Here is a 24,422-nt window from a genome sequence, read left to right on the forward strand (position 1 = left end):
ACGCGCACGAGCGCCTCCCGTTGAAGCTTCTGCCGCTACGGCGCTATACTCCTTGCCCAACCGACCCCCGAACGCACCGGCAATCGGCTCGATCGGCGTGTGCTCCCCCGAACTACTTCGCCCAGAACGCTATGAAGATCCACGAGTTTCAGGCAAAGCAACTCTTCCGCGACGCCGGCGTGGCCACGCTCCGCGGGGTGGTGGCCACCACCCCCGTCGAGGCAGCGGCCGCGTTCGACGAGCTCGGCGGCAAGCTGGCGGTGGTGAAGTCGCAGATCCACGCCGGCGGACGGGGCAAGGGGACGTTCAAGGCAGACGCGTCGCAGCACGGCGTGCAACTGGTCCGTTCGGCCGAGGAGGCCGAGAAGGCCGCGGCGGGGATGCTGGGGGGCGAGCTGGTGACCATCCAGACCGGCCCCGAGGGGCAGACCGTCCGGCGGGTGCTGGTAGAAGAGGGCTGCGACATCGCCCGCGAGCTCTACTTGGGGATCGTGGTCGATCGGGCCATGTCGCTGCCGGTGCTGATGGTCAGCACCGAGGGCGGGATGGACATCGAAGAGGTCGCCGCCAACACCCCCGAGCGGATCTACAAGGAGCACTTCGTCCCCGGCGAGGGCCTGCAGGCCTACCAGGTGCGGAAGCTGTCCAAGAAGCTGGGCCTCGAGGGCGCCGCGGCCAAGGCCGCCAGCAAGTTTCTGCCGGCGGTCTGCCGGCTGTTCTGCGAGCTCGATTGCAGCCTGCTGGAGGTGAACCCGCTGGTCGTCACCGGCGCGGGCGACCTGGTGGCGCTCGACGGCAAGGTGACCTTCGACGAGAACGCCATGTTCCGCCACGCGAAGCTCACGGAGCTGCGCGACACCTCCGAGGAGAACCCCAACGAGCTCAAGGCGGGCGCCGCGGGGCTGAGCTACGTTCAGCTCGAAGGCAACATCGGCTGCCTGGTCAACGGCGCCGGGCTGGCGATGAGCACGATGGACATCATCAAGCTGCACGGCGGCGAGCCGGCCAACTTCCTCGACGTCGGCGGCGGCGCCAACAAAGACCAAGTGACCGAGGCCTTCCGCATCCTGCTGGGCGACAAGAACGTCAAGGCGGTGCTGGTGAACATCTTCGGCGGCATCATGCAGTGCACCACCATCGCGAACGCGGTGCTGGCCGCCTACAAAGAAGTCGGCTTCAACGTCCCGCTGGTCGTCCGGCTCGAAGGGACCGAGGTCGAAGAGGGCCGCAAGATCCTGGCCGAGAGCGGCGTCGACATCATCTCCGCCGAGGGGCTGACCGACGCGGCCAAGAAAGTAGTCGCCGCCGCCGCGGCGTAGCCGCTGGCTTTCAGCGGTCAGCTTTCAGCTTTCAGCTTTTTGGGAGAGCGGCTTGAAGGATTTTCGCGATCTGGTCGTTTGGCAGAAATCGCATGCGTTTACGATGGAGGTTTATCGTGCTACTAGCCGCTTCCCCGACACTGAACGGTACGGGTTGACCAGCCAACTTCGCAGGTCCGCGGCTTCGATTCCTGCAAACATTGCCGAAGGCTGCGGGCGAGGGAGCGACCCAGACCTACGCCGGTTTCTCCAGATGGCGATGGGCTCGGCATCCGAGTCGGAGTACCACATCCTGCTGGCAGAAGACCTCGAGTACATCAAGTCGGACAAAGCCGAACGATTAGCGAGTGGAGTCCAAGAAATCAAACGGATGCTCGCCACCTTCATCGCAAAACTCGCCCCAACCAATCCACCGAAACCCCGCGCGTAAATAGCTGACCGCTGAAAGCTGATAGCTGAAAGCCAAAGCGAAGCGCAGCCGCACCACCCACGCCGCCATGTCCATTCTAGTCAACGCACAAACCCGCCTCATCTGCCAAGGCATCACCGGCAAGGCGGGGGAGTTCCACAGCCGCAACTGCATCGAGTACGGCACCAACTTGGTGGCGGGCGTGACGCCCGGCAAAGGGGGGCAGACCGTGCTCGACCGGCCTGTGTTCGACACCGTGGAAGAGGCGGTGGAGAAGACCGGCGCCGATGCCAGCATGATCTTTGTGCCGCCCCCCTTCACGGCCGACGCCATCATGGAAGCGGCCGACGCCGGCATCCGCGTCATCTGCGCCATCACCGAGGGGGTCCCCGTGATGGACATGATCCGCGTCAAGCGCGACCTCGACGCCCGCGTGGCGGCCGGCCAGGACGTCCGCCTCGTCGGGCCCAACTGCCCGGGCGTGATCACGCCCGAGGAGTGCAAGATCGGCATCATGCCGGGCTACATCCACAAGAAGGGCCCGGTGGGGCTCATCAGCCGCAGCGGAACCCTCACGTACGAAGGGGTGTGGCAGCTCACCAGCCTCGGGCTCGGCCAGTCGACCTGCGTCGGCATCGGCGGCGACCCGGTCAACGGCACCAACTTTATCGACTGCCTCGAGCTGTTCCAGGCGGACGGCGCCACCGAGGCGATCCTGATGATGGGCGAGATCGGCGGCACCGCCGAAGAAGAAGCGGCCGAGTACATCAAGCAAAACGTCACCAAGCCGGTCGCCGCGTTCATCGCCGGCCGCACGGCGCCCCCCGGCAAGCGGATGGGCCACGCCGGCGCCATCATCTCCGGCGGCAAGGGGACGGCCGACGACAAGATCGCCGCGCTCAAAGACGCCGGGATCGAGGTCGCCGAGAGCCCGGCCGACATGGGCGCCGCGCTGAAACGGGCGATGAAGAACGCGTAGTCCAGCGGGGCAATGGATCTGACGGGGGAGCCATGGCGGATTCGTCGTCGCCGGACGGCATGACCGCCGTCACCCCCGCAGACATGGAGCGGTTCCGCCGGAACGCCCCGGCGGCCCTTGCGCGCCGCGGGCCCGGATTCGTGCAGCAGGAGTTGCTCTCGGCGTTCTCGACGATGCTGACGGGCGTCGTCCCCATCTTCGGCCTCGCCCTGTGGGGCTGGTCCCCCGCCGAGATGTTCGCGTTCCTGCTCTTCGGGAGTTGGTTGGGCATCTTCGGCGACATGATCAAGTACGCGGCGCTGCGCGGCCGGGCCCACGCGGTGGCCGACGCGGCCTACGACGACTGGCACGTCTGGGTCGTCGTCGGGGCGATGCGATCTGGAACCAACGTAAGCGCCCACCAGCACCATTGGCTTGTCAGCTTGCCGGCGCCACTCACGCCGTCCGCATCTTGTGCCGAGCCTGCTTGCGATCGGCCTTGTCGCGGCGTTCTTCGACGCGGTACTGGCGGATGGCTTCGGGGTGCTGCGCGCGCCAGACGTCGGGGCGGAGCTGATGGTAATCGGTCTCTCCGGCCAACAGCCGATCGAGCACGTCCTTAAGGTAGGCCCACACGTCCAGGTCGTTGCGCACCGCGCTGGCCACGAGCGTGAAGAAGTCGGCCGTCCGCTCTCCGGCGCCAACGCTCCCCACAAAAATCCAGTTCTTCCGCCCCAGGGCTATCTGCCGCATCAACTGTTCGACGTCATTATTGTCGATCGGCATCCGCCCGTCCGAGAGGTACAGCCGCAGCGCGTCCCAGTGGTTACGTAGGTAGCCCAGCGCCTGGCCGAACTTGCCGGTCGGGAGCACGCGGGTTGCTGTGTCGGTTTCGAGCCACGCGCCGAGCGATTCCCACAGAGGGACCGCTTCGCGCTCGCGCAGCGCCCGCCGCTCATCGGCCGGCAGCGTCGCGGCCTCGGTCTCGATCGCGTACAACGCCCGGAACCTGGCCAGCACGAGGGCCGCTTCGGTGGGGTATCCGTAGAGGCAATCGGGACCGACCACCAACCGTAGGCCGGAACAAGCCGGGCGCCGGAGGACAAGCTCGTTGATGGGTGTCCCTCAGCGGCATCTAAACGTCTTGGGTAGCAACAGCTTACGGCGATTGCGGCGACGCGTCGCTGGATGGGTGTCCCTCGCTTGGCTTCGCCGGTCGGTGTCGGAGGACGCCAGTGGCCCCCTCGGATCGCGACACGGTAGTCGCCGGGGGAGACTTTCTTGGCTAGCGGCGGGTGGTGCGCGGCTATCTGATCCGCCCTGACCGAGACGATTCTACGCCCCGACCAGGAACCACTTACGGCGATAGAGGCAGCGGGTCGCTGGACGGGTATCCGTCGCCCACCTTCTCATCGATTCGATTCAACATTCGTCTAGCCGCTTCCCGTACGTCCTTGTCTGTCAGAAGATGTAAGCCGTGATTTGGCCAACGCCCAGGTGAAAACGCCGGAGCAGCTTCCTTGCAATCTAACGCCTCCCGAATTGCGGCAATACTGACGTCGTCATGTATACGATAGAGCTCTTGGATAGCCATGCAGCGTGCCGCGGCGTCTCCATCAGTCAAAAGGGCGATGTAGTGCTCTCTTCGCTCGGCATTCAGAGGCACCACGAGTTGATACGTGTCCTGCGTGCTCTCCAATGGGAAGTCGCTTAGATGGCTGAAACTTGACATTCCGGAAAGGTCTACAGGAACCTTCGGCCGGGTTTCTCGAAAGTCCGCAGGGCGCGCCTGGCTCTTTGCGACTCTATCCGAGATTGCGGCGAGTAATCTTTCTTCAGTGAGATACAACTCCCCGAACTCAGAAACGCCGTAGACGGCGTAGTCGAGACGTACTGCGTCCGGGCCCCAGCGTGGTCTTGCCAAACGGACTTCCTGTAGCAGCTCCGACTTCCCCCGCACGTAGACAAGTCTTGCCGGCCCACCCGAACGCGGCTGCCAGAGTTGGCCGCTTGTGGATGGCGATTCCTTAAGCGGGAGCTCTATCCCGCCCGCGTCCCCTTTTAGAACTCGAACGACTTGCGAGAGTGCGATCTCATCATCGGTTGTTGTGTAGATGGCGATCGTGTCGCTGCTATCGACCAGCCACTCAACGGTGCGAATCGTCCATGCATTCAAGTCTGCACGCACTTCTCCGCTGGAGGTGAAAATCGCAGCAGTAGCGCAGAGCGTCGAGAAGACTCTGTGTGTAATGTCCATACTCTATTCAGGAATTGCGGGCAACGGAGCCTGTGATTAAACTATCATTCACCGCGGTCTACCTCAATAAGCAGTCGTCTGCATATTTGAGAACACTACCCCACTTCCCCAGTGGGATTGCACATCGAATGCACCGAGGTTCTGAAGTGCGATTCCGCTGCGCATGTAGCTTATGCTGCCATTCAATGAAATCGTGACAGTGAACACCCCTCCACTCTTTACCACGTCCACAATCATGAGCAGAAATCGGGGGTCACCCAGCTCGCGACAGGCTTTTAGGTTTGCCCTAAGTCGCTGTAGTGCATCGGTTTACTATCATTGGAGAGAAATCGGGGGACACCCAGCTCGCGACAGGCTTTTAGGTTTGCCCTAAGTCGCTGTAGTGCATGGGTTTCCTGTCATTGCAACAACGAGACTTTGGATGGCTGTCCCCAATCCGTCCGTAGGCCGCCGCCGATAAGTAGAATGTCCCCTTTCCGTCGCGCAGCCGACAACATGCCGCGCCGCGAGGTTTCGTTGTCATTTAGAGCACGAATGCAATCTAAAGCTCGATACAAATCGGGGACATCGGCTGTCTTAATTGTTGTCAATAGCGAGTGACGGCTCGCTCCATGTTTCGTTGTTTCGGACCATCAGGTTCAACGTGACGACCAGCTTGCGCATGACTGCCACCAGGGCGGACTTCTTCGCTTTCCCCTTGGCCAGCAGCCGTTGGTAGAACGCCTGCATGCGGGCGTTGTAACGGGTGGCGACCAGGGCGGCCATGTACAGGACCTTGCGGACCATCGACCTCCCCGCGTAAGTCTTGCGTTGCCCCTGCTTCTGGCCGCTGTCCTTAGCGATCGGCGCCACCCCCACCAGCTTGGCGACCTGGCCCCGGTTGAGGCGGCCCAGCTCGGGGAGTTCGGCCAGGAGCGTCGCGGTGGTCGCCACGCCGACGCCTGGGCACGATTGCAGGACCCGCGACTTGGCCGCTAGCTGCGGGCACTGCTCCAGGACCCGCGCGATGCGCTTGTCGACCTCGCGGATCTGCGCCCGGTAAAACGCCACCCCTTGGCGGATCATCTCCGCCGTCTCGGGGTCACGCGTCTGCTGCAGGCGGTTGCGCTCGGCGCCCAGGTGCGCGAGGGCCTGGTCGCGGCGGTGGACGAGCGCCTTGAGCTTCGCCTCGCTCGCGGAGGGCGCCTCGCGCGGCTCGGGCCGCACCACCTCGCCGAAGCGGGCGATGATGCGTGCGTCGAGCTTGTCGTTCTTCTCCACCATCCCGCAGCCCCGTGCGAAGTGGCGGACGTGCAGCGGGTTGACGACCGCGCAGTCGACCCCCCGACGCTCGAGCGCCTCGACCAGCAGCCCCTCGTAGCCGCCGGTGGCTTCCAGCACCACCAGTGTCTTGGCCGGGGCGACGCCGCGGACCAGCGCGTCGACCCCTTCGGGGGTGTTGGCGACGACCGTGTGCCGGCCGGTCTTAGAGTCGAACACGTCCAGCTTCGCCTTGGCGACATCGATCCCGATCACGTTCTTGTCTTTCATCGTTATTCCCTGGATAGTAAGTACGAGCTCGCGGCACGCACGCCGCGGCTCCCCCGGCTGTTCGGGTTAACAACGAAAAAGGACCGGCGATCTTGATGTCCCACGACGTCTAGGCGTCTACCCAGCACGATCTGCCGAGTCCGTGCGCCCACCGGGGCAAGCCTCCGGTGGGCGGCTTTTTCAGTCTAATTGCCTCCGGCGTTCTCTCCTGAGCCGGCCGCCGATCGGGTCGCAGCAGCGACCTCCGCTCCGGCTCGACAGAGGGGGGCGCCCCTCCCCCTTCGCCCTCGCATCGGCCCCTCGATTGGGCGCAGGGCCGATGCGAGGGCGAAGGCGGAGGGGCTTAACCCACTCCCAAGAAAGAAATCAAGCAATCAAACGACAAGTGCAGTGCCTTAGGTAAGACACTACCCAGCCTCCCAAGTCTACGGCAACGCCAGCTTGGAAACATCGGCAAGGGGAACCTCCGCAGTGCGTGATGACGCGGAGAAGAGGACGCCGCGCGCGTTCCGAGTCGAGAATCTGGGGGCGAGAATCTGGGGACACCCAACCGAGAATCTGGGGACACCCAACCGCCGCGTTCTCCACAATAGCCGCTTGACGGCCAACGGACCGGATTGGGGACAGCCATCCAAAGCGTCGTTGTTGCAATGACAGGAAACCCATGCACTACAGCGACTTAGGGCAAACCTAAAAGCCTGTCGCGAGCTGGGTAGTGTCTTACCTAAGGCACTGCACCTGTCGTTTGATTGCTTGATTTCTTTCTTGGGAGTGGGTTTAGCCCCTCCGCCTTCGCCCTCGCATCGGCCCTGCGCCCAATCGAGGGGCCGATGCGAGGGCGAAGGCGGAGGGGCGCCCCCCTCTGTTGAGCCGGAGCGGAGGTCGCTGCTGCGACCCGATCGGCGGCCGGCTCAGGAGAGTACGCCGGAGGCAATTAGACTGAAAAAGCCGCCCACCGGAGGCTTGCCCCGGTGGGCGCACGGACTCGGCAGATCGTGCTGGGTAGACGCCTAGACGTCGTGGGACATCAAGATCGCCGGTCCTTTTTCGTTGTTAACCCGAACAGCCGGGGGAGCCGCGGCGTGCGTGCCGCGAGCTCGTACTTACTATCCAGGGAATAACGATGAAAGACAAGAACGTGATCGGGATCGATGTCGCCAAGGCGAAGCTGGACGTGTTCGACTCTAAGACCGGCCGGCACACGGTCGTCGCCAACACCCCCGAAGGGGTCGACGCGCTGGTCCGCGGCGTCGCCCCGGCCAAGACACTGGTGGTGCTGGAAGCCACCGGCGGCTACGAGGGGCTGCTGGTCGAGGCGCTCGAGCGTCGGGGGGTCGACTGCGCGGTCGTCAACCCGCTGCACGTCCGCCACTTCGCACGGGGCTGCGGGATGGTGGAGAAGAACGACAAGCTCGACGCACGCATGATCGCCCGCTTCGGCGAGGTGGTGCGGCCCGAGCCGCGCGAAGCGCCCTCCGCGAGCGAGGCGAAGCTCAAGGCGCTCGTCCACCGCCGTGACCAAGCACTGGCGCACCTGGGGGCCGAGCGCAACCGCCTGCAGCAGACGCGCGACGCAGAGACGGCAGAGATGATCCGCCAGGGTGTCGCGTTCTACCGGGCGCAGATCCGCGAGGTCGACAAGCGCATCGCCCAGGTCCTGGACCAGTGCCCGCAGCTAGCGGCCAAGTCGCGGGTCCTGCAATCGTGCCCAGGCGTCGGCGTGGCGACCACCGCGACGCTCCTGGCCGAGCTCCCCGAGCTGGGCCGCCTCAACCGGGGCCAGGTCGCCAAGCTGGTGGGGGTCGCCCCCATCGCCCGCGACAGCGGCCAGAAGCAGGGGCAACGCAGGACACACGCGGGTCGCTCGATGGTCCGCAAGGTCCTGTACATGGCCGCCCTGGTCGCCACACGTTACAACGCCCGCATGCAGGCGTTCTACCAGCGTCTGCTGGCGCGGGGGAAAGCCAAGAAGTCCGCCCTGGTGGCAGTCATGCGCAAGCTGGTCGTCACGTTGAACCTGATGGTCCGAAACAACGAAACATGGAGCGAGCCGTCACTCGCTATTGACAACAATTAAGACAGCCGATGTCCCCAGATTCGTCCCCTCGCCAGATTCTCCCAGATTCTCGGCGGTTGGGTGTCCCCAGATTCTCCCTAGTCGTGAGCAGCCAATATCGCATGCGCCAAGAATAATCACGATGGCGAGCCGTCGGCGTTAGCCGCCGGAGGGCTTTCTGGAGTTTTTCCGCTTCTGGCAGCTCTCTTCCGCCCCGCAAACCTCCGGCGGCTGACGCCGACGGCTCGCCGCTGGGGGGGCGATTGCTTGCAATGCTATCGAGGGCGACCACAATAAAGCGGCATGCAAGCCCTCCCAGACTCCCCACCTGACGCAGAGATCGTCGCTGGCAGCGTTGAGCGGTTCCCGCGTGCCCGTCATGTGGAGGAAGTCCGGCGGCTCTCTCAGATCCGCCCCTGGCGGAGCGTGGGTCTGATCACGCTGCAGTGGGGCGTGGTTGTCGCCGCGATGACGTGCGCCCTCTACTTCCCCTACTGGTGGGTCTACCTGATCGCCGGGGTCGTGATCGCTACTCGGCAACAAGCGATCGGGGTGCTGGTGCACGACGGCGCCCATTGGCTGCTGTTCAAGAACCACACCGTCAACGACATCGTGTGCGACCTGTTCCTTGGTTTCCCGTCGAACCTCAGCACCACGCTCTACCGCAGCACCCACTTCCAACACCACCGTTACGTCAACACCGAGGAAGACTGCGACCTCGCTGCGCAGCGCGACGACCACGAGTGGTTTGATTGGCCGAAGACCCGCTCCGAGCTCTGGTGGACGATGCTCCGATCGATCACCGGGCTGAACGCCTACCGCGCTTGGCCGCTGGTCAAGCAGTGGGCGCCCTGGATGCACATGACCGACCCGATCACCCCCGCCTTTCCGCTGCGGGCCCGGGTGCTGTACGTGGCGAACATCGTGGCGGTCTACACCGCCATCGCGTTGGGGTTCCGCTACGCCCCCGGCAACACCCTGGTGGTAGTGCTGCTGTACATCATCCCGACCATGACGCTGCTCAATTTGTTCAACCGCCTCCGCGCCACCAGCGAGCACGTCGGGTTGGCCGATGAGCAGGACGAGCTGGGGGCGACACGCTCGGTCGCGCCAAGCTGGTGGGAACGCCTCACGGTCTGCCCGGTGGGGGTGAACTACCACCTTGAGCACCACCTCTTCCCGTCGGTCCCGGGGCCCAACCTGGCCCGGCTGCACCGGCACCTGATGCAAGACGACGACTACCGCCGGCGCGCCCACGTGACGCGGGGGTACGCCGGGGCGGTCAACGAGTTGATGGCGTCCCCCGAGCCGACCTCACGCGGTCTCAGAGCGTAATCACGCCCGCCGCTGCCCGCTGCGCCGTGGGCCGGAGCAACGCGTCCGGCCCCTCCGCTGCGTCCCGCTCCAAGGAAGCGGACGGGCCCCCGCACACCAGCCGGGTAGGCCGGCGGCCCGTGGCCATTCCGAACAGCGTCGGCGCCACGCACACCGCGGCGATCAATAGTGGCACAGCAATTCGGGTAGACACGGGGACGCCTCCGTCGCGATGGTTAGGGGGGCACGATGGGACCGACGCCGGGCCGCGCCCGACGATCCAGCCATGCCCCTCCAACGCCCGCCGGAGCGGGGTGTTACGATCAGGGGGGATCGCACGGTTGAGGTCCTCGCTGGTGAGCCAACCGCCCCCTACCCGACCGCCCCGCCCATGTTCGTCAATCTGCTGCGCCGCTTGAGCGACTGGGTGGGAGACCGGCACCTGGACACCGCGATCCGCGACGCCCTGCGGCGCGACGGCTACGGCGTCCACATGGCCGCCATCCGCGACGTGCGTCTGTCGGCCGTTGAGCGGCCTGGCTGGGTGCAGGTCTACACATTCTGGGTCGAAACCACCGACGCCGCGCGGCAGCCGATCGAGGTGTTTGGCGTCTCTCTGAACGACGGGCGGCAGATCGGGACCGAGGTGTTCCTCTCGCCCGACCCGATGGCGCGCGACGCGCAGTTCGCCCAGTGGTCGACGGGCATGACGGTCCGCTGACGCGGGGCGCGCCAAGCGCCCCTGGGCCACGCCATCCCGGTGACCACGCCCCGGCGACGCGGCCGATTCGGGCCGCCGCACGCGCCTGGGCGACCCGCAGAAATCTGCGCCGACCCCTCTCGCGGGCGTTGTAAGCCTGCGCCCCGCGTCGCGGTGCACGGCCGGCCGCGGGGCGTGCGCAAAAGCGCGAATCACCTACGCCTTTCAGTGCGACCCAATGCTGGACAGCAACTACAACGGACTAGTGAAAGACCACGTTCCCGCGCCGGCTCCCTGGCGGACACCCGAGGAAAAATAAGATGTCGCTGCCCCGCTCTCTTGTCTCAGATCGCCGCCTAGCGGCTGGACTAATGCTGTGGGCCGCGGCCCTGCTCGCCGCGCCGGCCGCTGCCGACACGACGCTTGTCTCGGAGACCTTCGACGGCTTTGCAGACAACACGGCGCTCTACAGCGTGTGGGAGCCCCGCAACGGCACCGGGACCGCGGCGCCTGCCAATTCCGACGACGGAATCCTCACCTCCGACAGCTCGCTGTTCCCGGGGATAGAAGGCAACGCGGTCGACCACGTCGGCAACTCGGTGATGCAATGGACCGGGCTGGCCCCGGGCGGCGAAATCCATCCAACCACGTCTCAATCGATCAAGCTGTCGGTCGACATCTACGACAACGCTTCGGGCAACAAGCGGATGTCGGCCGGATTGCGGAACCGCACGACCTCCGGCGACCTCATCGAGCTGGGTTTCTGGAACGCGGACACGTTCGACCCCGTTGATCCGATGAACGCGCCGCCAAACACACCGGTGAATGATCAGCCCACCACGAGTTACGCGTACCGGCTGCAGTCGTTTACCGGAGTCTTCGGCGACTTGGTCCGGAATCCAAACTGGCAGTACTTCCAGCTCGACCCTGCCTTGGACCGGACGACCGACCTAGACGACTTGGTAACCCCGGCCGACATCGGGGCCGCTTGGCACCGCTTCTCCGCCACCATCACCCCCGATTCCATCACCGTTGAACTCGACCTCTTCCGTGACGGATTGGACAACGGCGCCACGCTCACCACCGGGTCGGACGTGATGGGCGTCGACGCGTCGCAGACTTGGTTGATCACCACGGGTGTGGCCGGCTACGACAGCCTCCGCATCGGCTCGCCGTCGGGTCTTTCTTCGCCTGGGGGCGGCGTGGCGTTTGACAACGTGGTGCTCTCGCTCCTCGACGTTGGAACGGGCACGCTCGACGGCGACTACAACGACGACGGCTTCGTCGACGCCGCGGACTACACCGTGTGGCGCGACAACCTCGGCCTGTCGGTCACGCTGCCCGGCGACACCACGCCCGGCACGGTCGACAACGGCGACTACGACGTGTGGGTCGCCAACTTCGGCAACCCGATGGCGGTCGGCGCCATCGGCGGCGCGGCGGTCCCCGAGCCCTCAACGCTGGGCATCGCGGCGGTGATGTCGACGCTGGGCGCGCGGCTGGTTCGCCGCCGTCGCTAGACGCCGCCTCTGTACCAGAACCCTTCGATTTGAGAACCGAGACAACGCTGCATGTTACGCCACGGGCCCCGCCGACCACTGCTGATCGCGCTCTGCGGCGCCCTGGCTGCGCCTGCGGCGGCCCAGTTCCAGGCCCTGTCGACGATCAACGTCACCGGCAGCGGCGCGGTGGCGATGGAGTCGGACTACGTGCCCAACGTGGTGCACTGCGAGAACGGTCTGGCCAGCTTCGAGGCGCTCAAGGCCCAGGCGGTCGCCGCCCGCACCTTCGCCTACTACAAGGTGGACCTGCAGGGGTTTATCAACGACGGCCAGAGCGATCAGGTCTATAGCTGCTCGGGCTCCGCGCTGGCCATCCACCAGGCGGCCGCCGCGGCCACCGAGGGGGAGATCCTTTACGTCGACAACTTCTCCGGCGGCGACGTGCTGATCGCGGCGTTCTACGTGGCGGGCGCTATCCCCACGGGGCCCTTCAACCCGGCCGATCCGAGCGCCGTGCCCAACCCGGGTGACTCCGACCCCACCACCACGCAGAAGTGGGTCACCTACCCCTACGAGAACAACCTCTCGCGGGGCTCGAACCTGGGGACGCCGCTGGGCTTCCGCGGCACCCCCACCAACCCTAACTGGCCCAACCGCGGCGCGATGAGCCAGAACGGCGCCGACTTCTTGTCCGACAACAGCGTCTCCTACGTCGACATCCTCAAGTACTTCTACGGCGCCGACATCCAGCTCCGCACCGCCACGACCGCGGGCACGGGCGTCGTGTACGACCGCAAGGTGCTGACCGACTTCGACAACTACGGCGAGCGCTCCGGCCGGGTGATCGAGGGGCACGAGGGGTACTTCAACCGGGCCCCTGACTTCTCCGGCACCACCACCGCCAACATCGCCGGCTCCACCGCGGAACGCTCGTCGCTGGCGGCCCAGTCCGGCGGCCACAGCCAGCGGATCGACATCCAGTACGACGAGTCTGCCGGCGGCGACTTTGTGCTCCGCCACGTAGCGGGCGCCAGGTTCAGCGATTTCGGCGGCTCCAACAACGCGGCCAGCGCCGTGGCCAACCTGCAGTTCGAGTCGACCGGCGCCGTCGGGCTGTGGCTCAAGACAGACACGCCGGGGCTGAGCGTCTCGATCGCCCTGGACGACCCAACCACCGCCGACCGCGGCGTGCTCCGCAGCGTGGTAGCCGACGGCCAGTGGCACGAGTACCGCTGGTTCCTCGACCGCAACGCCGACTGGGAGGCGTGGCTGGCCGGCGGCAACGGGCAGATCGACGGGGCGCTGGTGTCGCTCGATTCCATCCAGTTGTTCGGCGCCAGCGACGCGGTGGTGTTCCTAGACACCGTGTACTGGGAGCCCACGGCCGAGTTCGTCGCCGCCGCGATCGGCGACTTCAACGCGGACGGCTTTGTCGACGCCGCCGACTACACGGTGTGGCGCGACTCGTTCGGCGAGACGGGCCCCAACCTGCCCGCCGACGGCAACGGCGACAACTTCGTCAACTTCGAAGACTACGCCTTGTGGAAGAACAACTTCTCCGCCGGCGGCGTGTCGGCGGTGGGCGCGGCCGTGCCCGAGGCCTCCTCGCTGGCGCTGCTGCTCGTCGCCGCGGGCGCGGCGGGCCACGCGGGGCGTCTGCACCCGCGCACGAACCAGAACTAACCCAGCCACGAAGGGCATACGATGGGAACGACCTACACCGGCCGAACGAACAAGCCGAACGCCTTCACCCTGGTCGAGCTGCTGGTGGTGATCGCTATCATCGGAATCCTGGTGGCGCTGCTGCTGCCCGCGGTGCAGGCGGCGCGCGAGGCGGCGCGACGCAGCAGCTGCCAGAACAACCTGCGGAACCACGCGCTGGCGTGCATGAACTACGAGTCCACCAACGGCCGGTTCCCGCCGGGCGCCGAGTACAGCGGCAAGAGCGGCAGCGGCAACAACGGGTTCAGCTGGAACGTGTTGGTGCTGCCCTACATCGAGGAGTCGGCCCTCGCCCAGCAGCTCGGGCAAGAGATCGACAAGCGGAACGCGTCCACGCCGAACAACCCGTTCCAGGCCTACGACCTGGTGAACATGAGCAAGGGGGTCACCGAGCTGTTCCGCTGCCCCAGCGATCCTAACGCCATCGACATGCTGCAGACGACCGGCGAGCTGCCGGCCTGCACCTACTACGCGATCGCCGGCTCGGCCAGCAGCCGCGCCAACACGGTGCTCCCCACGACCGCGCGGACCCCCAACAGCGACTACCTGAAGGAAGCAGACGGCACGACCGACAACGGCCACATCAACAAAGACGGCGTCATGCCGCTGTTGGGGCGCGTCCGCCACGGGCAGATCTCCGACGGCACGTCTAAGACCTTCTTGCTGGGCGAGGGCTGGTACCAGCTGCGTGCGTGGGCGATCGGCGTGTGGTGGACCGGCAAACGCGAGACCACCGGCGCCGGCGGCGTGCTGATCCCCCCGAAGGAGCTCCTGGGCAAGTCGTTCGTCTTCTCGACGAGGAACATCGACTTCCGCTACCCGCCCAACCCGAACCTCCAAACGGTCGGCTACTACACCTACCACGAGGACGACGACCGCCCCGACTTCATCACCGGTTCGCCCAAGACGATGCAGCTAAACAACCTGCCGTTCGGCAGCGCCCACCCGGGCGGGGCCCTGTTCGCTCACGCCGACGGCAGCGTCGAGTATGTGACGGACGACGTCGACATGCTGCTGTACGTCGCCAAGGCCTCGCGCAACGGCGAAGAGGTGGTTTCGCAAAACTAACGCCTGCGCGATGGCGAGAACCCCCTGCGCCCCGCGCAGGGAACCCCCTAGCCGCCGCGACTAACCTGAAACAAGAAGCGTTAACGAGTTCCGCGCCCCGGCGCACTACTTTACTTGGGAGAGACCTCATGAAGACGACCCGCGTACTTCTCACCATCGCCGCGGCCGCGGCGATGGCCCCGGCGGCCGATGCCGCGTTCCTGATTCAGATCGACGTCGATGGGGTTACCAATAGCCCTTCGGCTGGAACTTTCAACACAACGAACTTCGGGTTCGGCGGCGACACCACGAGCGCGAGCTTCAGCTCTACCTCGGCCACTGTTGGGTTGGGCCCAGGCAATAGCATTTTCGGCGGTAACGGCGCCAATTCCCTGGACACGTACCTCTACACGTACACCCCAGGAACCGATGCCGATAATCTAGCCCTCGCCGCCGGCGCCGCCTTGAATGATGACGGAGACCTCGCTTCTGGTTTGGCAGGCGGAAGCACCGGGCAGTACAACGTGTACGCCACCTGGCCGATCACAAATTCGATTAGTGGAGGACTGACAACGTTCTCGCTTTCCGGCGGCGGCGGCGCCCTGTTCACAACGGCCGTGGACCAGAACTCGGTCAATGGCTTTGTGGACCCAGCGAACGGTCAGACCTTCGCCGGAGGAGAGTGGGTTCTCGTGGGAACGGCCTCGCTCGATGCCTCGACGACCTACACACTAGCCCAAACCGCTGGCAGCAACACGTTTGTCTCCATGCGCGCCACCGCGGTGATGTTCGAGCTCGTTCCGGGCGCCCCGGTCCCCGAGCCCGCGTCCATCGGCATCGCCGCCCTCGCGATGCTCAGCACTTTGGCGGTCGTGCGTCGCAAGCGTTGAGGGGCAGCCCCGCTTGCTTCGTGCTGAACAACGCCCCGGCGACACGGTCGCCGGGGCGTCTTTTTTTGCGCCCGCCGGGCCGATCGTAAGAACCGCCGCGGGCGGTGGTTCACGGCGGGCCGTCCGAGCCGGCGCGGCTAACCGCGGCCAGCGACGCCGCGTCGCCGCCCCAGCAGAACCAGGCCAACGGCGATGCCGGCCACGACGCACGCGGCAGGCTCCGGCACGGCGGCGGCGGCCGCCGCACCGAGGCCGGCCTGGGCGTCGCGCCACACGGTATAGTCCGAGGCGTCTACCACGCCGTCGCCGTTGCCGTCCGCGCCGGCGCCCGGCGTTACGCTCTGGCCGAACTGCGTCCGCCAGGCGGCCAGGTCCTCAGGGTCCACCAGGCCGTTGCGGTCGTAGTCCCCCGCAACAAAGGGAACCAGCAGGCTCCCCAGCGGGTTGTGGGCCACCGTGTCGAGGTAGATCACCGCGTCGCCGGCGCCGTAGAACTGGATAGAATCGAGCGTCACCGTGGCGCCGGAAATCAGGCCGTCGCCGGCGACCCAGCCCTCCCACTGCGAGTCGTCGGCCAGGTCCCACTCGTACAGCCGCCACTGGCCGTCGGCCACGATGGCCTTGAGCAGCCCGCGATCGGCGGTGCCCGGGTCGTCGACCGCTACCTGCACGCTCAGGCCGGGGGTGTCGGTCTTCAGCCAGAAGCCGACCGAGCCCTCCGAAGTCAGCGGCAGGTTCCCGCTGGGCGACGCCGCGCCCCCGGGTCCGGTCCCCGCCAAGTGGCGTAGGAACCAGCCGGAGTTGCTGCCGTCGATAGTGATCACCTGCGAGGCCTCCCCCAGGTGGGCCTGGGAGGTGGTCCGATCCGCGCTGGCGCTGTTAATCCCCTGGTTGCTCCCCGAGAGGGTGGGGGAAGTGCCAAAGTACCCCTCGCCCGACTCAAAGTCGGTGACGATGGTCGCGTTCGGGTCCAAGAAGCCGTCGTCCCCCGGCTGATTGGGGTCGGGCAGGTTGGCGTAGTACTGCGTTACGGCCTCCCGCCGCGCCGCGGCCAGCGGGTCGTTGCCGAAGAAGCTGCTGTAGCTGTAAAGCGTGGCGCCGTCGGCCCCCAGCGTGCGTAGCTGCTCGAGCTGGGTGATCGTCAGGTCGACTCCGCCGGCGTTGGCGGTTTGCAAGTACACCCCCAGCCCCGGGGCGATCTGTGTGTTGGTGGGGATGTTCAGCGTGTTCAGCAGGTTCGGCTGCAGCAGGTTCGCGTTGGAAGAGCTGAGGTAGATCATCGGCATCGCGATGTCCAGCAGGTCCTGCTCCAGCCAGGTGCGGTAGTCCTGCAGGTAGTCGTTCTCCGCGATGTCCGGGTCGCGCCACACCGCGGCGGACAGGTCGATCGCCCTGCCCGAAGCCAGCTCGACGCCGTCGACCGTCGTCTTCAGGCTCCCCACCAGGTCAGTAATCCGATCCTTGATGAACCCGCGGTAGGCCGCGGCATTGGCGGGGTTCGTCCCGTCGAGGCCCGTCGCTTGATTGAAGAGCGTGTGCGACTGTGCGTCGTGCGGCAGCGTGTCGAAGCCCAGGCCCCCGACCCAGCGGATGTAGTCGAGGTGGACGCCGTCCACCGCGTAGTTGCTGGCGATGTCCTGCACCACGCTGTTGATGTGGGTGTGCACCTCCGGCAGCAACGGATTCACGGTGGCGTACGATCCGTACGGCGCCGCGATGCTCTCTGGGACGCCGTTGATGTCGTACAGGCGGAACGAAGGGTCGGTGTTGTAGTACGGGTGCGAGGGGCTGGTGGGCGGCGAGGCGCCCTGCCACAGCGGCATGGTGTTGATCCACGCGTGCAGCTTCATGCCGTTGGCGTGGGCCGCGTCGATGGCCGTCTGCAACGGGTCAAAACCGGCCGAAAGCCCCTGGGCCCGCGGCTCGAACGCGCTGTCGTAGTACGCGTCGGCCCGGCCCCGCACCTGGAAGAGCACGTCGGTCACCCCCAGGCTGGCGGCGTTGGCCATGATCTGCTGCACGCTGGCGGGGCTCGTGCTGCTGTACTCGAAGCGGGAGACCCACATCCCGCGGAAGTCGGCGAAGCCCTCCCCCCTGGCGATGCCCGCGCCGCAACAAGCGGTCCCACACACGGCCAGGGCCCACGCGATCGTTTTCAACCTCATCAAGCTGTTCTCACCAGGGCGGTTTCTAAACCCTGATTCTACGCGGCCGCTACAAACGCCGAGCGGCCTGTGCGCGACCGCGAGAAGCCGCTGCGCATAACCATGCGGGTCGCCCCCCATCGTGTTCTTCAAACCGTCAACGCCCGGGCCGCCCAACCACGCGGCGGTCGTGCTACGATGTCTGTAGCGCGTTGCCGCATCGCGAGCGGCGTCGGCGCGTCGACTTATCCCCTCTTCGTTGTCTGCAACGGCGTTCCAGTCCGAATCAGGAGAGCCCCACCGTGATGCGTAGCAAGTGCCTCATTGCTGTCTGCTGCTTGGCGTACTGCGCCCCCGCTGACGCCGCGGATAAGCCCAACGTGCTGCTGGTGGTCTGCGACGACCTGAACTGCGACCTCGGCTGCTACGGCCACCCGCTGGTCGAGTCTCCCAACATCGACCGGCTGGCCGCCGGCGGCGTCTTGTTCGAGCGCGCCTACTGCCAGTTTCCCCTCTGTGGCCCCAGCCGGGCCTCCTTCATGTGCGGGCTGTACTCCGACCAGACCCTCATCGAGGCCAACCGCATCCGCGTACGCCAAACGCTGCCTGGCGTGCAGACGCTCCCGCAGCTCTTCCAGCAGCACGGCTACCAGAGCGCGCGGGTCGGCAAGCTGTACCACTACAACGTGCCGGCCGACATCGGGACCCAGGGGCACGACGACCCCGCCTCCTGGGACCGCACCTTCAACCCCATCGGCCGGGACAAACGCGAAGAGTCAAAGATCTTCTCGGTGGTTCCGGGCCAGTTCGGCGCCGCGCTGAGCTGGATGGCGCAGGACGGCGCCGCGGAAGAACAAACCGACGGCGTCGGCGCCACGCGGGCCGTCGAGATGCTCGAAGAGTACGCCCAGAGCGGTCGGCCCTTCTTCCTGGCCGTCGGCTTCTACCGGCCGCACACGCCGTACGTGGCGCCCAAGCCGTTCTTCGACCGCTACCCGCTCGACCAGATCCGCATCCCGTCGACCCCCGCCGGCTACCGCGCGGCCCTCCCCAAACCGGCCCAAGAGTGCATGGCGCGGCAGAAGGGGCAGCGCAACCTGGCGGACGAGCTGGCCTCGCAAGCAATCCGCGCCTACTACGCATCGATCACCTTCGTCGACTCCCAGGTCGGCCGGGTGCTAGACGCGCTGCAGCGCACCGGGCTGGCAGACAACACGATCGTGGTGTTCACGTCCGACCACGGCTACCACATGGGAGAGCACGGGCACTACCAGAAGATGACGCTGTTTGAGAACGCCGCGCGCGTGCCGCTGGTGATCCGCCTGCCCGGCGGAGGCGCCGTGGCGGGGTCGGCCCGGTCGCCGGTTGAGCTGGTCGACCTCTACCCCACGCTGGCCGAGGCGTGCGGGCTCCGGCCGCCGGCGTTCCTCAGCGGGACCTCCCTCACCGGCGTGCTGGCCGACCCGGCCGCCCAGGCGCGCAGCGACGCGCTCACCAAGATCGTCCTGGGCCGGCGCGTCTCGGGGTACAGCCTGAGGACCCCACGCTACCGCTACACCGAGTGGGGCGAAGCGGGCCGCGACGGGCGGGAGCTGTACGACCACCAGACCGACCCCCAAGAGCTGACCAACCTGGCCGGCGACCCCGCCCACGAAGCCGCCCAGCGCGGGCTGGCGGACCGGCTCCGCGAGCGTGTCGCCGACGCTAGGCGGGCCCCGCAGGGGCTGGCGCAAACCCCACTCGCGGATAGCCCGTAGGCGCCGCTAGCGGTAGAAGTCGACCCACTGGACCTCGATCCGCGGGCCGGCGTCGAGCACAGACCGCGGGACACGCACGTCGAAGCAGGGCTGGCCGTCCGCCTCGTTCCGGTCGATCGCCAGGGACTCCTTGTCGAGCGTCTCTCCACCGCCGGACACCGAGAAGCCCTCGAGGGCCTTGAGGTACAGACGCACCGTCACCTTGGCCGGCCACTCGGGGCCGGTCCGCTGCAACGCGGCGCGGCCGATCCCAAAGTCGCTGCGCACCTCAACCACCGCCCCGTCCGTGCCGTCGACCACGCGTAGCGTGCTTGGCCGCGAGTGGAGGTTCTGGGTCTGGATCGCGGGGGGCCCCGCGGCCGGCTCGTCGCACCCGCAACAAAACAGCACGCAGGCCAAGCCGCTGCCGACCGCCCCGCGTAGGACCGATCTGGCTCGGACCGATCTGGCTCGGACCGCTCTGCCTCGGACCGCTCTGCTTAGCACGCTTCGTTTATTGGATTGCATTGGCTTCTCATAGAGCTCGCGCCCGCCGTGCTCGCCGGCGGCCGCTGCGTCACTTTGGGTCGGTCGGTCCTTCAAGAGAGAGCCTCAGCTTGGGCTCGCCAATAGTAGGGTCGCCCCGCCTTCGTCGCCGTTGCTTCGCCCCCTAGCCAAGACCAGGGTCGATGCGATCGCGCGGACGCGAGAAGCCCAGAGCGGCGCGGCGCCTGGTGTTGCCGCCCCGTCGAACCGGAGCGGAAGCACCAGCATCCGGCCCTCTTCGCGGCCCGAGCGGTAGTCTCTAGCGTCTGGATTCTCGCCGCATTTCATTGTCGAAAATAGCCACCCACGCCGCGATAATGAGGGGTTGTCTGCTAGCCGACGGAGAAAACGATGCGCCCTATTTTGTCCCCGAGGTGTCCGCGCGTGTCCGCTTGCGACCCCTTAGGCAAGCCCGGCGGGCCCCGCCGGGCGAACGGGCGGCGCGAAAACGTGCAGAAACGTAGGGGGTGGGGGGGGTTTTGTCCGATTTTCTTCTCCCCCAGGACGGGACAAAAGGGACAAAACTCCAGAGCCACGCCCCGCGGGCTAAAAACCTATCCCGGCGCGGAGCAGGATCGAGTCGTTCACCGGGATGTCGTTCGGGTAGTTGTCGAACTCTACCTGGCGGCCGAACACGTAGCCCAACTCGAGGTAACGCGAGAGCCCGCCGATGACCTTGTGCTCGTAGCCCACGATGAAGCGGTAATCGGAGTAGGCCAGCGTGTCGGGCGTGCCGTCTTCTTGGCGGATCGCCCAGACGCTGCCCCCCAGCTCGCCAAGCAGGTAGACCCAGCGCTCGTCGCACGGCGGGCAGCCCCCGTCGAGCCGCCAAGCGATGCGCGGCCGGGGGAAGACCAGCTCGACCTTCAAGGCGTCGTCTGCGTAGAGCAGCCCCGCGGCCGGGATGACGCTGTAGCCGGCGCGGTTCAGGTAGACCACCCCCACCAGCACCTTCCAATGCTCGCTCCAGTCGTACACGCCCAGCGCCCGGCCGTTGACGCGGAACGCCCCGCCGTCCCCCAGGGCGTCTGCCTCGCCGTAGACGCCCAGCGTCACGGCGCCGTCGAACAGCCAGCGGTCGGTGATCCTGCGGAAGTGGTGCAAGTCGACCTGGGCCTCGTGCAGCCGGCTCGGCACGTCGTAGCCGGGGGGCAGACGCGTGCCGCCGGGCCCGTCGAGGCCGATCGTGCGGTACTGGGGGGTCACCACCAGCGGCGTTTCTCGCTCGAAGAACGGGAAGCCAAACACCCCATTGGCCTGCCAGCCGTGCACGCCCAGGCCGTTGTCGTTGCCCAGGCGGGGCATGAAGTCGGACTGAAGGTTGACGCCCTGGAACACGCCGGGCCGCGTGCCGGGGGGGAGCAGGCTCGGCTGGTCTGCGCGCTCGGCCGCCCCCAGCGGCGTTTGGGCCGGGAGCGAGGCGCCATCGACGGGGAGGACCAGCGGGTCGTAGGTCGGCCCGGCGATCGGCGCCACGTAGGGCGGCTGCTCGCCCATCGTCACCTGGAACGGCGGCTGGTAGTCGATGGGCTCAACCACCGCGTACCCCCCCGCGGGCTGCGCCGCGGCCCACGCGGCGCCGAGCGGCGCCACGAGGCACAGGAGCAGGATGCGGCGGTAGGGCTTCACGCGGTGTTCGGGCCGAGGGATGAGCGTGGCTGCGCGGGTAGGCGCGTGCTAGAAGTCGAAGCCGGTGCGGAAGTAGATGGTGGAGTCGGGCTTGAAGTCGGGGGGGGACTGCGAGCGGAAGTCGATCTCGCGGTCGAACGCGTAGCCGATCTCGAACCGGCCGCGGCGTTGCAGCGGGGTTTCGTACTCCATGCCGATCGAGAGGCGGATGTCGTTGTAGTCGATCTGGTCGTTCAGCCCGCCGCGGTCCACGGTCCAAGAACCGCCGCCGTACTCGCCGGAGACGAACCACCAGAAGTTGACTCCTTCATAGGTACTGAGCCGGCGCCGGAACCGCGGGTTGGGGAAGACGGCGTAGATGTCGGTATCCGGATTGGGCCGCCAGCGAACGCCGCCGGCCGGGAGCATCTTGATCCGTACCCGGTCGAGGTACACCACGCCGGCCAGCACCTCGAAGTCGGGAGAGGTCGACACCACGCCGATCGCCCGTCCGAGGATGCGCACCGAGTCGGAGTTAACGTTGCTGAAATCGGTCCACACGCCCGTGCGGACACCGAGCTCGGCCCCCAGCAACGGAGTGAACTGTGGGAACCAGGCCGCGTCGAGGTAAGCGTCGTACACGCGTGGCGGCAGGTCGGGCTGGCCCGTCAACGGAACGCCGGGGGGGCCGTCGAACCAGTTAAACGCGAAGCCCGGGGTCAGCAGCAAAGGCGTGTCGATCTTGCCGCCGATCGGCATCGCGAACGTGGTGGTCAGCTCGAGCCGGTTGACGCCGAACTGGTCCGGAGAGCCGTCGCCGTAGAGGTAGGTGTTCTCGACGCGGAGCTGCTGCACGAGCCGCTGGAACTGCACGACGGTGCCGTCGGGCTGCTGATAGCCGTAGTTGCCCTGCTCCCAAGTGGGGGTGCTGCTAGGGAACCAGGGCGAGTCGGACGGCGAGGCCGCCTGCGGCGCCGCGGGCCACGCCGAGGCCGGGGGCGCGCCGTAGGGAGCCGGTGCGCCGTACGGGGCCGGCGCGCCGTAGGGGCTGGGGGGCGCCAGGCCCCCGGTGGGCGCGGGGGCGGCGTAGGAGTAGGGCGCCGCCGGGGCGCCGGAACCAAGCGCGTAGGGATCAAAACTCGGCGGCGGGACCGCGCCCGCCGTCGGCGGGAGCGAGGGCGCCACGAAGGTCTGCGGGGGCGCCGCCGCGGCGGGCGCGCTGTAGGAGCCCGCCGGGATCTGCACGCGTTGCCCCGCGGCGGGAACCGCCACGAGCGCAAGCGACAAGCCCCAAGCGATCGGGCTTGGCGTTCGCACGCGGCTTGGGGGGTTGGAACGCGGCATGCGCAAACGCATCGCGGCTGGCACGAGGAAGCATGGAGAATACGGCCAAGCTACTTAGCAGCGGCCGAGCGCCCGAAGCAACCCCAACGCCCCAGCGGTTCGAACCCGCCGTCGTCCCACAGCGCAAAAACAAGGGGCGCGGAGCCCAAGGCCCCGCGCCCCTTCGATCGATTGCTAGCGGCGCCGGCTAGTTGGCGGCAGACGTCCAACCCTCGAAACCAACCTGCGTGCGACGCACGGGCGCCGGCGCCTCGGACTCGACCCGCAGCGACGTACGGTGGACCGTGCCGCTGTCGGCCGGCTTCTCGTAAACCGCGTTCCACACCGGGGCGGTCGGCCGCCGCGTGGTGCGGTCGCGGGGGTCATACAACTGCGGGGCCTCGAAGTACGTCGAGCTGTCTTCGATCGACGTGCCGCTGGGGCCCAGGTCGCTCGGCTCGGCTTGAGGGTCGATTTGCGGCTCGACGGGGGGCTTCTCGAGTACGCTGCGCTCGGCAGCGGGGTTCTCGTCTGCTCCCAGCGACGGCGCGGGGGTGGGTTGGCCGGAGTTCTGCGGAACATACGACTGACCCGCCGGCTCTTCATAGTAGCTGGGGGCGACATTCGAAGAGAACGACGCGGGGGCGCTGCAAGAGGCGCACCCGCTGGAGGGCGCCGCGAAAGCAGCCGTCGACGCCTGACCGCACGAGCTGCACCCGGGTGCGCTCATCGTCACGGGCATGGCGCACGACGTGCATCCACAAGGATCCGTGCCGCACGAGTTACACGCCGGTTCGACGATCGGGCGGTAGACGGTTTGCAGCGGGACCTCCATCGCCAAGCTGTACGACGGCGGGAAGGTCGGCCGGTACGCGGCGGTGTAGCTGGTGGCGGTTGGCGCGTAGCTGACCATTTGCGGGGCGTAGCCAACCGTCTGCGGAACATAGCCGGCCGTCACCGGAACGAAGCTGGGGGCTGCCGGGGCGTAGTTGGTAGTGACCGTGGTCGTGGCGCGCGGGCGGAAAAGGTTTCCGATCACCTTCCCTGGGTACCATCCGTCGCGTGCGGTGGTGGTTTGCGTCTGCCAGACGACCGGTTGGGGCGCCGGCTGCATGACCGGCGCCTGCACGACGGGCGAGAACGCCACCACGGGCTGAGCGCACGAAGTGCACTGGGCCCAGGCGTCAACGCTGGCGAAGCAAGCCAACGCAAGGATCGCTACGGAGAAAAGCATACGGGACATCATGGTTCTCATGTGTGAGGATGGGCGCTAAAAGTCCCTCATCAACTTGTAACTCGCAATGACCCATAGTGGCAACTATTCACTTGAGTCTTTCCCCCATTTGGAAGCGAATTCCAAT

The 24,422-nt window shown here is 66.8% G+C and carries 20 protein-coding genes; 11 read left to right on the forward strand and 9 right to left on the reverse strand.

Annotation, left to right across the window (positions count from 1 at the left end; genetic code table 11):
- Positions 1 to 131: 131 nt before the first annotated feature.
- The 3 genes from sucC to sucD all read left to right on the forward strand — a co-directional run bounded on the left by sucC (position 132) and on the right by sucD (position 2,707).
- Positions 132 to 1,319, forward strand: a complete 1,188-nt coding sequence (gene sucC, locus Pla175_RS16855; RefSeq protein WP_145287698.1) for an ADP-forming succinate--CoA ligase subunit beta — start codon at positions 132 to 134, stop codon at positions 1,317 to 1,319.
- Positions 1,320 to 1,371: 52 nt separating this feature from the next.
- Complete coding sequence (locus Pla175_RS16860; RefSeq protein ID WP_145287701.1) at positions 1,372 to 1,749, forward strand: four helix bundle protein; 378 nt, start codon at positions 1,372 to 1,374, stop codon at positions 1,747 to 1,749.
- A 67-nt stretch (positions 1,750 to 1,816) separates the two neighbouring features.
- Positions 1,817 to 2,707, forward strand: a complete 891-nt coding sequence (gene sucD, locus Pla175_RS16865; protein WP_145287704.1) for a succinate--CoA ligase subunit alpha — start codon at positions 1,817 to 1,819, stop codon at positions 2,705 to 2,707.
- A 435-nt stretch (positions 2,708 to 3,142) separates the two neighbouring features.
- Here the strand turns inward: sucD and Pla175_RS16870 are convergent, their stop codons facing one another.
- From Pla175_RS16870 to Pla175_RS16880, 3 genes are all read right to left on the reverse strand, one after another.
- Positions 3,143 to 3,754, reverse strand: a complete 612-nt coding sequence (locus tag Pla175_RS16870; RefSeq protein ID WP_197526920.1) for an IS66 family transposase — start codon at positions 3,752 to 3,754, stop codon at positions 3,143 to 3,145.
- 289 nt (positions 3,755 to 4,043) lie between these two features.
- Positions 4,044 to 4,943 (reverse strand): hypothetical protein, encoded by a 900-nt coding sequence (locus Pla175_RS16875; RefSeq protein WP_145284889.1) that lies wholly within the window; start codon positions 4,941 to 4,943, stop codon positions 4,044 to 4,046.
- Between the two features lie 576 nt (positions 4,944 to 5,519).
- Complete coding sequence (locus Pla175_RS16880) at positions 5,520 to 6,473, reverse strand: IS110 family RNA-guided transposase (protein ID WP_145283687.1); 954 nt, start codon at positions 6,471 to 6,473, stop codon at positions 5,520 to 5,522.
- A 1,123-nt stretch (positions 6,474 to 7,596) separates the two neighbouring features.
- Between Pla175_RS16880 and Pla175_RS16885 the strand changes: the two genes are divergently transcribed.
- Positions 7,597 to 8,550, forward strand: coding sequence for an IS110 family RNA-guided transposase (locus Pla175_RS16885; protein WP_145287710.1), 954 nt, complete (start codon positions 7,597 to 7,599; stop codon positions 8,548 to 8,550).
- 282 nt (positions 8,551 to 8,832) lie between these two features.
- Positions 8,833 to 9,864 (forward strand): fatty acid desaturase family protein, encoded by a 1,032-nt coding sequence (locus Pla175_RS16890; RefSeq protein WP_145287714.1) that lies wholly within the window; start codon positions 8,833 to 8,835, stop codon positions 9,862 to 9,864.
- On the opposite strand, the gene Pla175_RS16895 is transcribed toward Pla175_RS16890, so the two are convergent.
- Positions 9,854 to 10,057, reverse strand: coding sequence for a hypothetical protein (locus tag Pla175_RS16895; RefSeq protein WP_145287717.1), 204 nt, complete (start codon positions 10,055 to 10,057; stop codon positions 9,854 to 9,856). The two genes, Pla175_RS16890 and Pla175_RS16895, sit on opposite strands and share 11 nt — an antisense overlap.
- A 177-nt stretch (positions 10,058 to 10,234) precedes the next feature.
- On the opposite strand from Pla175_RS16895, the gene Pla175_RS16900 reads away from it, so the two are divergent.
- From Pla175_RS16900 to Pla175_RS16920, 5 genes are all read left to right on the forward strand, one after another.
- The gene (locus Pla175_RS16900) at positions 10,235 to 10,564 is read left to right on the forward strand and encodes a hypothetical protein (RefSeq protein ID WP_145287720.1); all 330 of its coding nucleotides are present in this window, start codon (positions 10,235 to 10,237) and stop codon (positions 10,562 to 10,564) included.
- A gap of 299 nt (positions 10,565 to 10,863) precedes the next feature.
- Complete coding sequence (locus Pla175_RS16905; RefSeq protein ID WP_145287723.1) at positions 10,864 to 12,063, forward strand: hypothetical protein; 1,200 nt, start codon at positions 10,864 to 10,866, stop codon at positions 12,061 to 12,063.
- A 51-nt stretch (positions 12,064 to 12,114) separates the two neighbouring features.
- Positions 12,115 to 13,728 carry a SpoIID/LytB domain-containing protein gene (locus Pla175_RS16910; protein ID WP_145287726.1) on the forward strand — a complete coding sequence of 538 codons (1,614 nt, stop codon included), beginning with the start codon at positions 12,115 to 12,117 and terminating at the stop codon, positions 13,726 to 13,728.
- A gap of 21 nt (positions 13,729 to 13,749) precedes the next feature.
- Positions 13,750 to 14,835 (forward strand): DUF1559 domain-containing protein, encoded by a 1,086-nt coding sequence (locus Pla175_RS16915; protein WP_145292136.1) that lies wholly within the window; start codon positions 13,750 to 13,752, stop codon positions 14,833 to 14,835.
- Between the two features lie 128 nt (positions 14,836 to 14,963).
- A complete protein-coding gene (locus tag Pla175_RS16920) occupies positions 14,964 to 15,704 on the forward strand; it encodes a hypothetical protein (protein WP_145287729.1) in 741 nt (246 codons plus the stop codon).
- 137 nt (positions 15,705 to 15,841) lie between these two features.
- Here Pla175_RS16920 and Pla175_RS16925 read toward each other — a convergent pair whose 3' ends face one another.
- Positions 15,842 to 17,869, reverse strand: a complete 2,028-nt coding sequence (locus Pla175_RS16925) for a glycoside hydrolase family 10 protein (protein WP_197526921.1) — start codon at positions 17,867 to 17,869, stop codon at positions 15,842 to 15,844.
- Between the two features lie 284 nt (positions 17,870 to 18,153).
- Here Pla175_RS16925 and Pla175_RS16930 point away from each other — a divergent pair, with 284 nt between their 5' ends.
- Positions 18,154 to 19,605 (forward strand): sulfatase, encoded by a 1,452-nt coding sequence (locus Pla175_RS16930; protein WP_145292137.1) that lies wholly within the window; start codon positions 18,154 to 18,156, stop codon positions 19,603 to 19,605.
- Between the two features lie 6 nt (positions 19,606 to 19,611).
- On the opposite strand, the gene Pla175_RS16935 is transcribed toward Pla175_RS16930, so the two are convergent.
- The 4 genes from Pla175_RS16935 to Pla175_RS16950 all read right to left on the reverse strand — a co-directional run bounded on the left by Pla175_RS16935 (position 19,612) and on the right by Pla175_RS16950 (position 24,307).
- Entirely contained in the window at positions 19,612 to 19,995 is a 384-nt protein-coding gene (locus Pla175_RS16935) for a hypothetical protein (RefSeq protein ID WP_145287734.1), read from the reverse strand.
- 681 nt (positions 19,996 to 20,676) lie between these two features.
- Positions 20,677 to 21,759 (reverse strand): DUF6268 family outer membrane beta-barrel protein, encoded by a 1,083-nt coding sequence (locus Pla175_RS16940; RefSeq protein ID WP_145287737.1) that lies wholly within the window; start codon positions 21,757 to 21,759, stop codon positions 20,677 to 20,679.
- A 48-nt stretch (positions 21,760 to 21,807) separates the two neighbouring features.
- Entirely contained in the window at positions 21,808 to 23,055 is a 1,248-nt protein-coding gene (locus Pla175_RS16945; RefSeq protein WP_145287740.1) for a hypothetical protein, read from the reverse strand.
- A gap of 214 nt (positions 23,056 to 23,269) precedes the next feature.
- On the reverse strand, positions 23,270 to 24,307 hold the full coding sequence (locus Pla175_RS16950; RefSeq protein ID WP_145287743.1) for a hypothetical protein: 1,038 nt from the start codon (positions 24,305 to 24,307) through the stop codon (positions 23,270 to 23,272).
- Positions 24,308 to 24,422 lie beyond the last annotated feature (115 nt).

This window comes from Pirellulimonas nuda, assembly GCF_007750855.1.
GTDB classification, from domain to species: Bacteria; Planctomycetota; Planctomycetia; order Pirellulales; family Lacipirellulaceae; genus Pirellulimonas; species Pirellulimonas nuda.

What these genes read in the sequence shown, in the direction of transcription:
- Pla175_RS16880 (WP_145283687.1), bottom strand. Translation starts at nt 6,473, where the DNA reads ATGAAAGACAAGAACGTGATCGGGATCGATGTCGCCAAGGCGAAGCTG.
- Pla175_RS16915 (WP_145292136.1), top strand. Translation starts at nt 13,750, where the DNA reads ATGGGAACGACCTACACCGGCCGAACGAACAAGCCGAACGCCTTCACC.
- Pla175_RS16930 (WP_145292137.1), top strand. Translation starts at nt 18,154, where the DNA reads ATGCGTAGCAAGTGCCTCATTGCTGTCTGCTGCTTGGCGTACTGCGCC.
- Pla175_RS16900 (WP_145287720.1), top strand. Translation starts at nt 10,235, where the DNA reads ATGTTCGTCAATCTGCTGCGCCGCTTGAGCGACTGGGTGGGAGACCGG.
- Pla175_RS16890 (WP_145287714.1), top strand. Translation starts at nt 8,833, where the DNA reads ATGCAAGCCCTCCCAGACTCCCCACCTGACGCAGAGATCGTCGCTGGC.
- Pla175_RS16910 (WP_145287726.1), top strand. Translation starts at nt 12,115, where the DNA reads ATGTTACGCCACGGGCCCCGCCGACCACTGCTGATCGCGCTCTGCGGC.
- Pla175_RS16905 (WP_145287723.1), top strand. Translation starts at nt 10,864, where the DNA reads ATGTCGCTGCCCCGCTCTCTTGTCTCAGATCGCCGCCTAGCGGCTGGA.
- sucC (WP_145287698.1), top strand. Translation starts at nt 132, where the DNA reads ATGAAGATCCACGAGTTTCAGGCAAAGCAACTCTTCCGCGACGCCGGC.
- Pla175_RS16925 (WP_197526921.1), bottom strand. Translation starts at nt 17,869, where the DNA reads ATGAGGTTGAAAACGATCGCGTGGGCCCTGGCCGTGTGTGGGACCGCT.
- Pla175_RS16920 (WP_145287729.1), top strand. Translation starts at nt 14,964, where the DNA reads ATGAAGACGACCCGCGTACTTCTCACCATCGCCGCGGCCGCGGCGATG.
- sucD (WP_145287704.1), top strand. Translation starts at nt 1,817, where the DNA reads ATGTCCATTCTAGTCAACGCACAAACCCGCCTCATCTGCCAAGGCATC.
- Pla175_RS16885 (WP_145287710.1), top strand. Translation starts at nt 7,597, where the DNA reads ATGAAAGACAAGAACGTGATCGGGATCGATGTCGCCAAGGCGAAGCTG.
- Pla175_RS16875 (WP_145284889.1), bottom strand. Translation starts at nt 4,943, where the DNA reads ATGGACATTACACACAGAGTCTTCTCGACGCTCTGCGCTACTGCTGCG.
- Pla175_RS16950 (WP_145287743.1), bottom strand. Translation starts at nt 24,307, where the DNA reads ATGATGTCCCGTATGCTTTTCTCCGTAGCGATCCTTGCGTTGGCTTGC.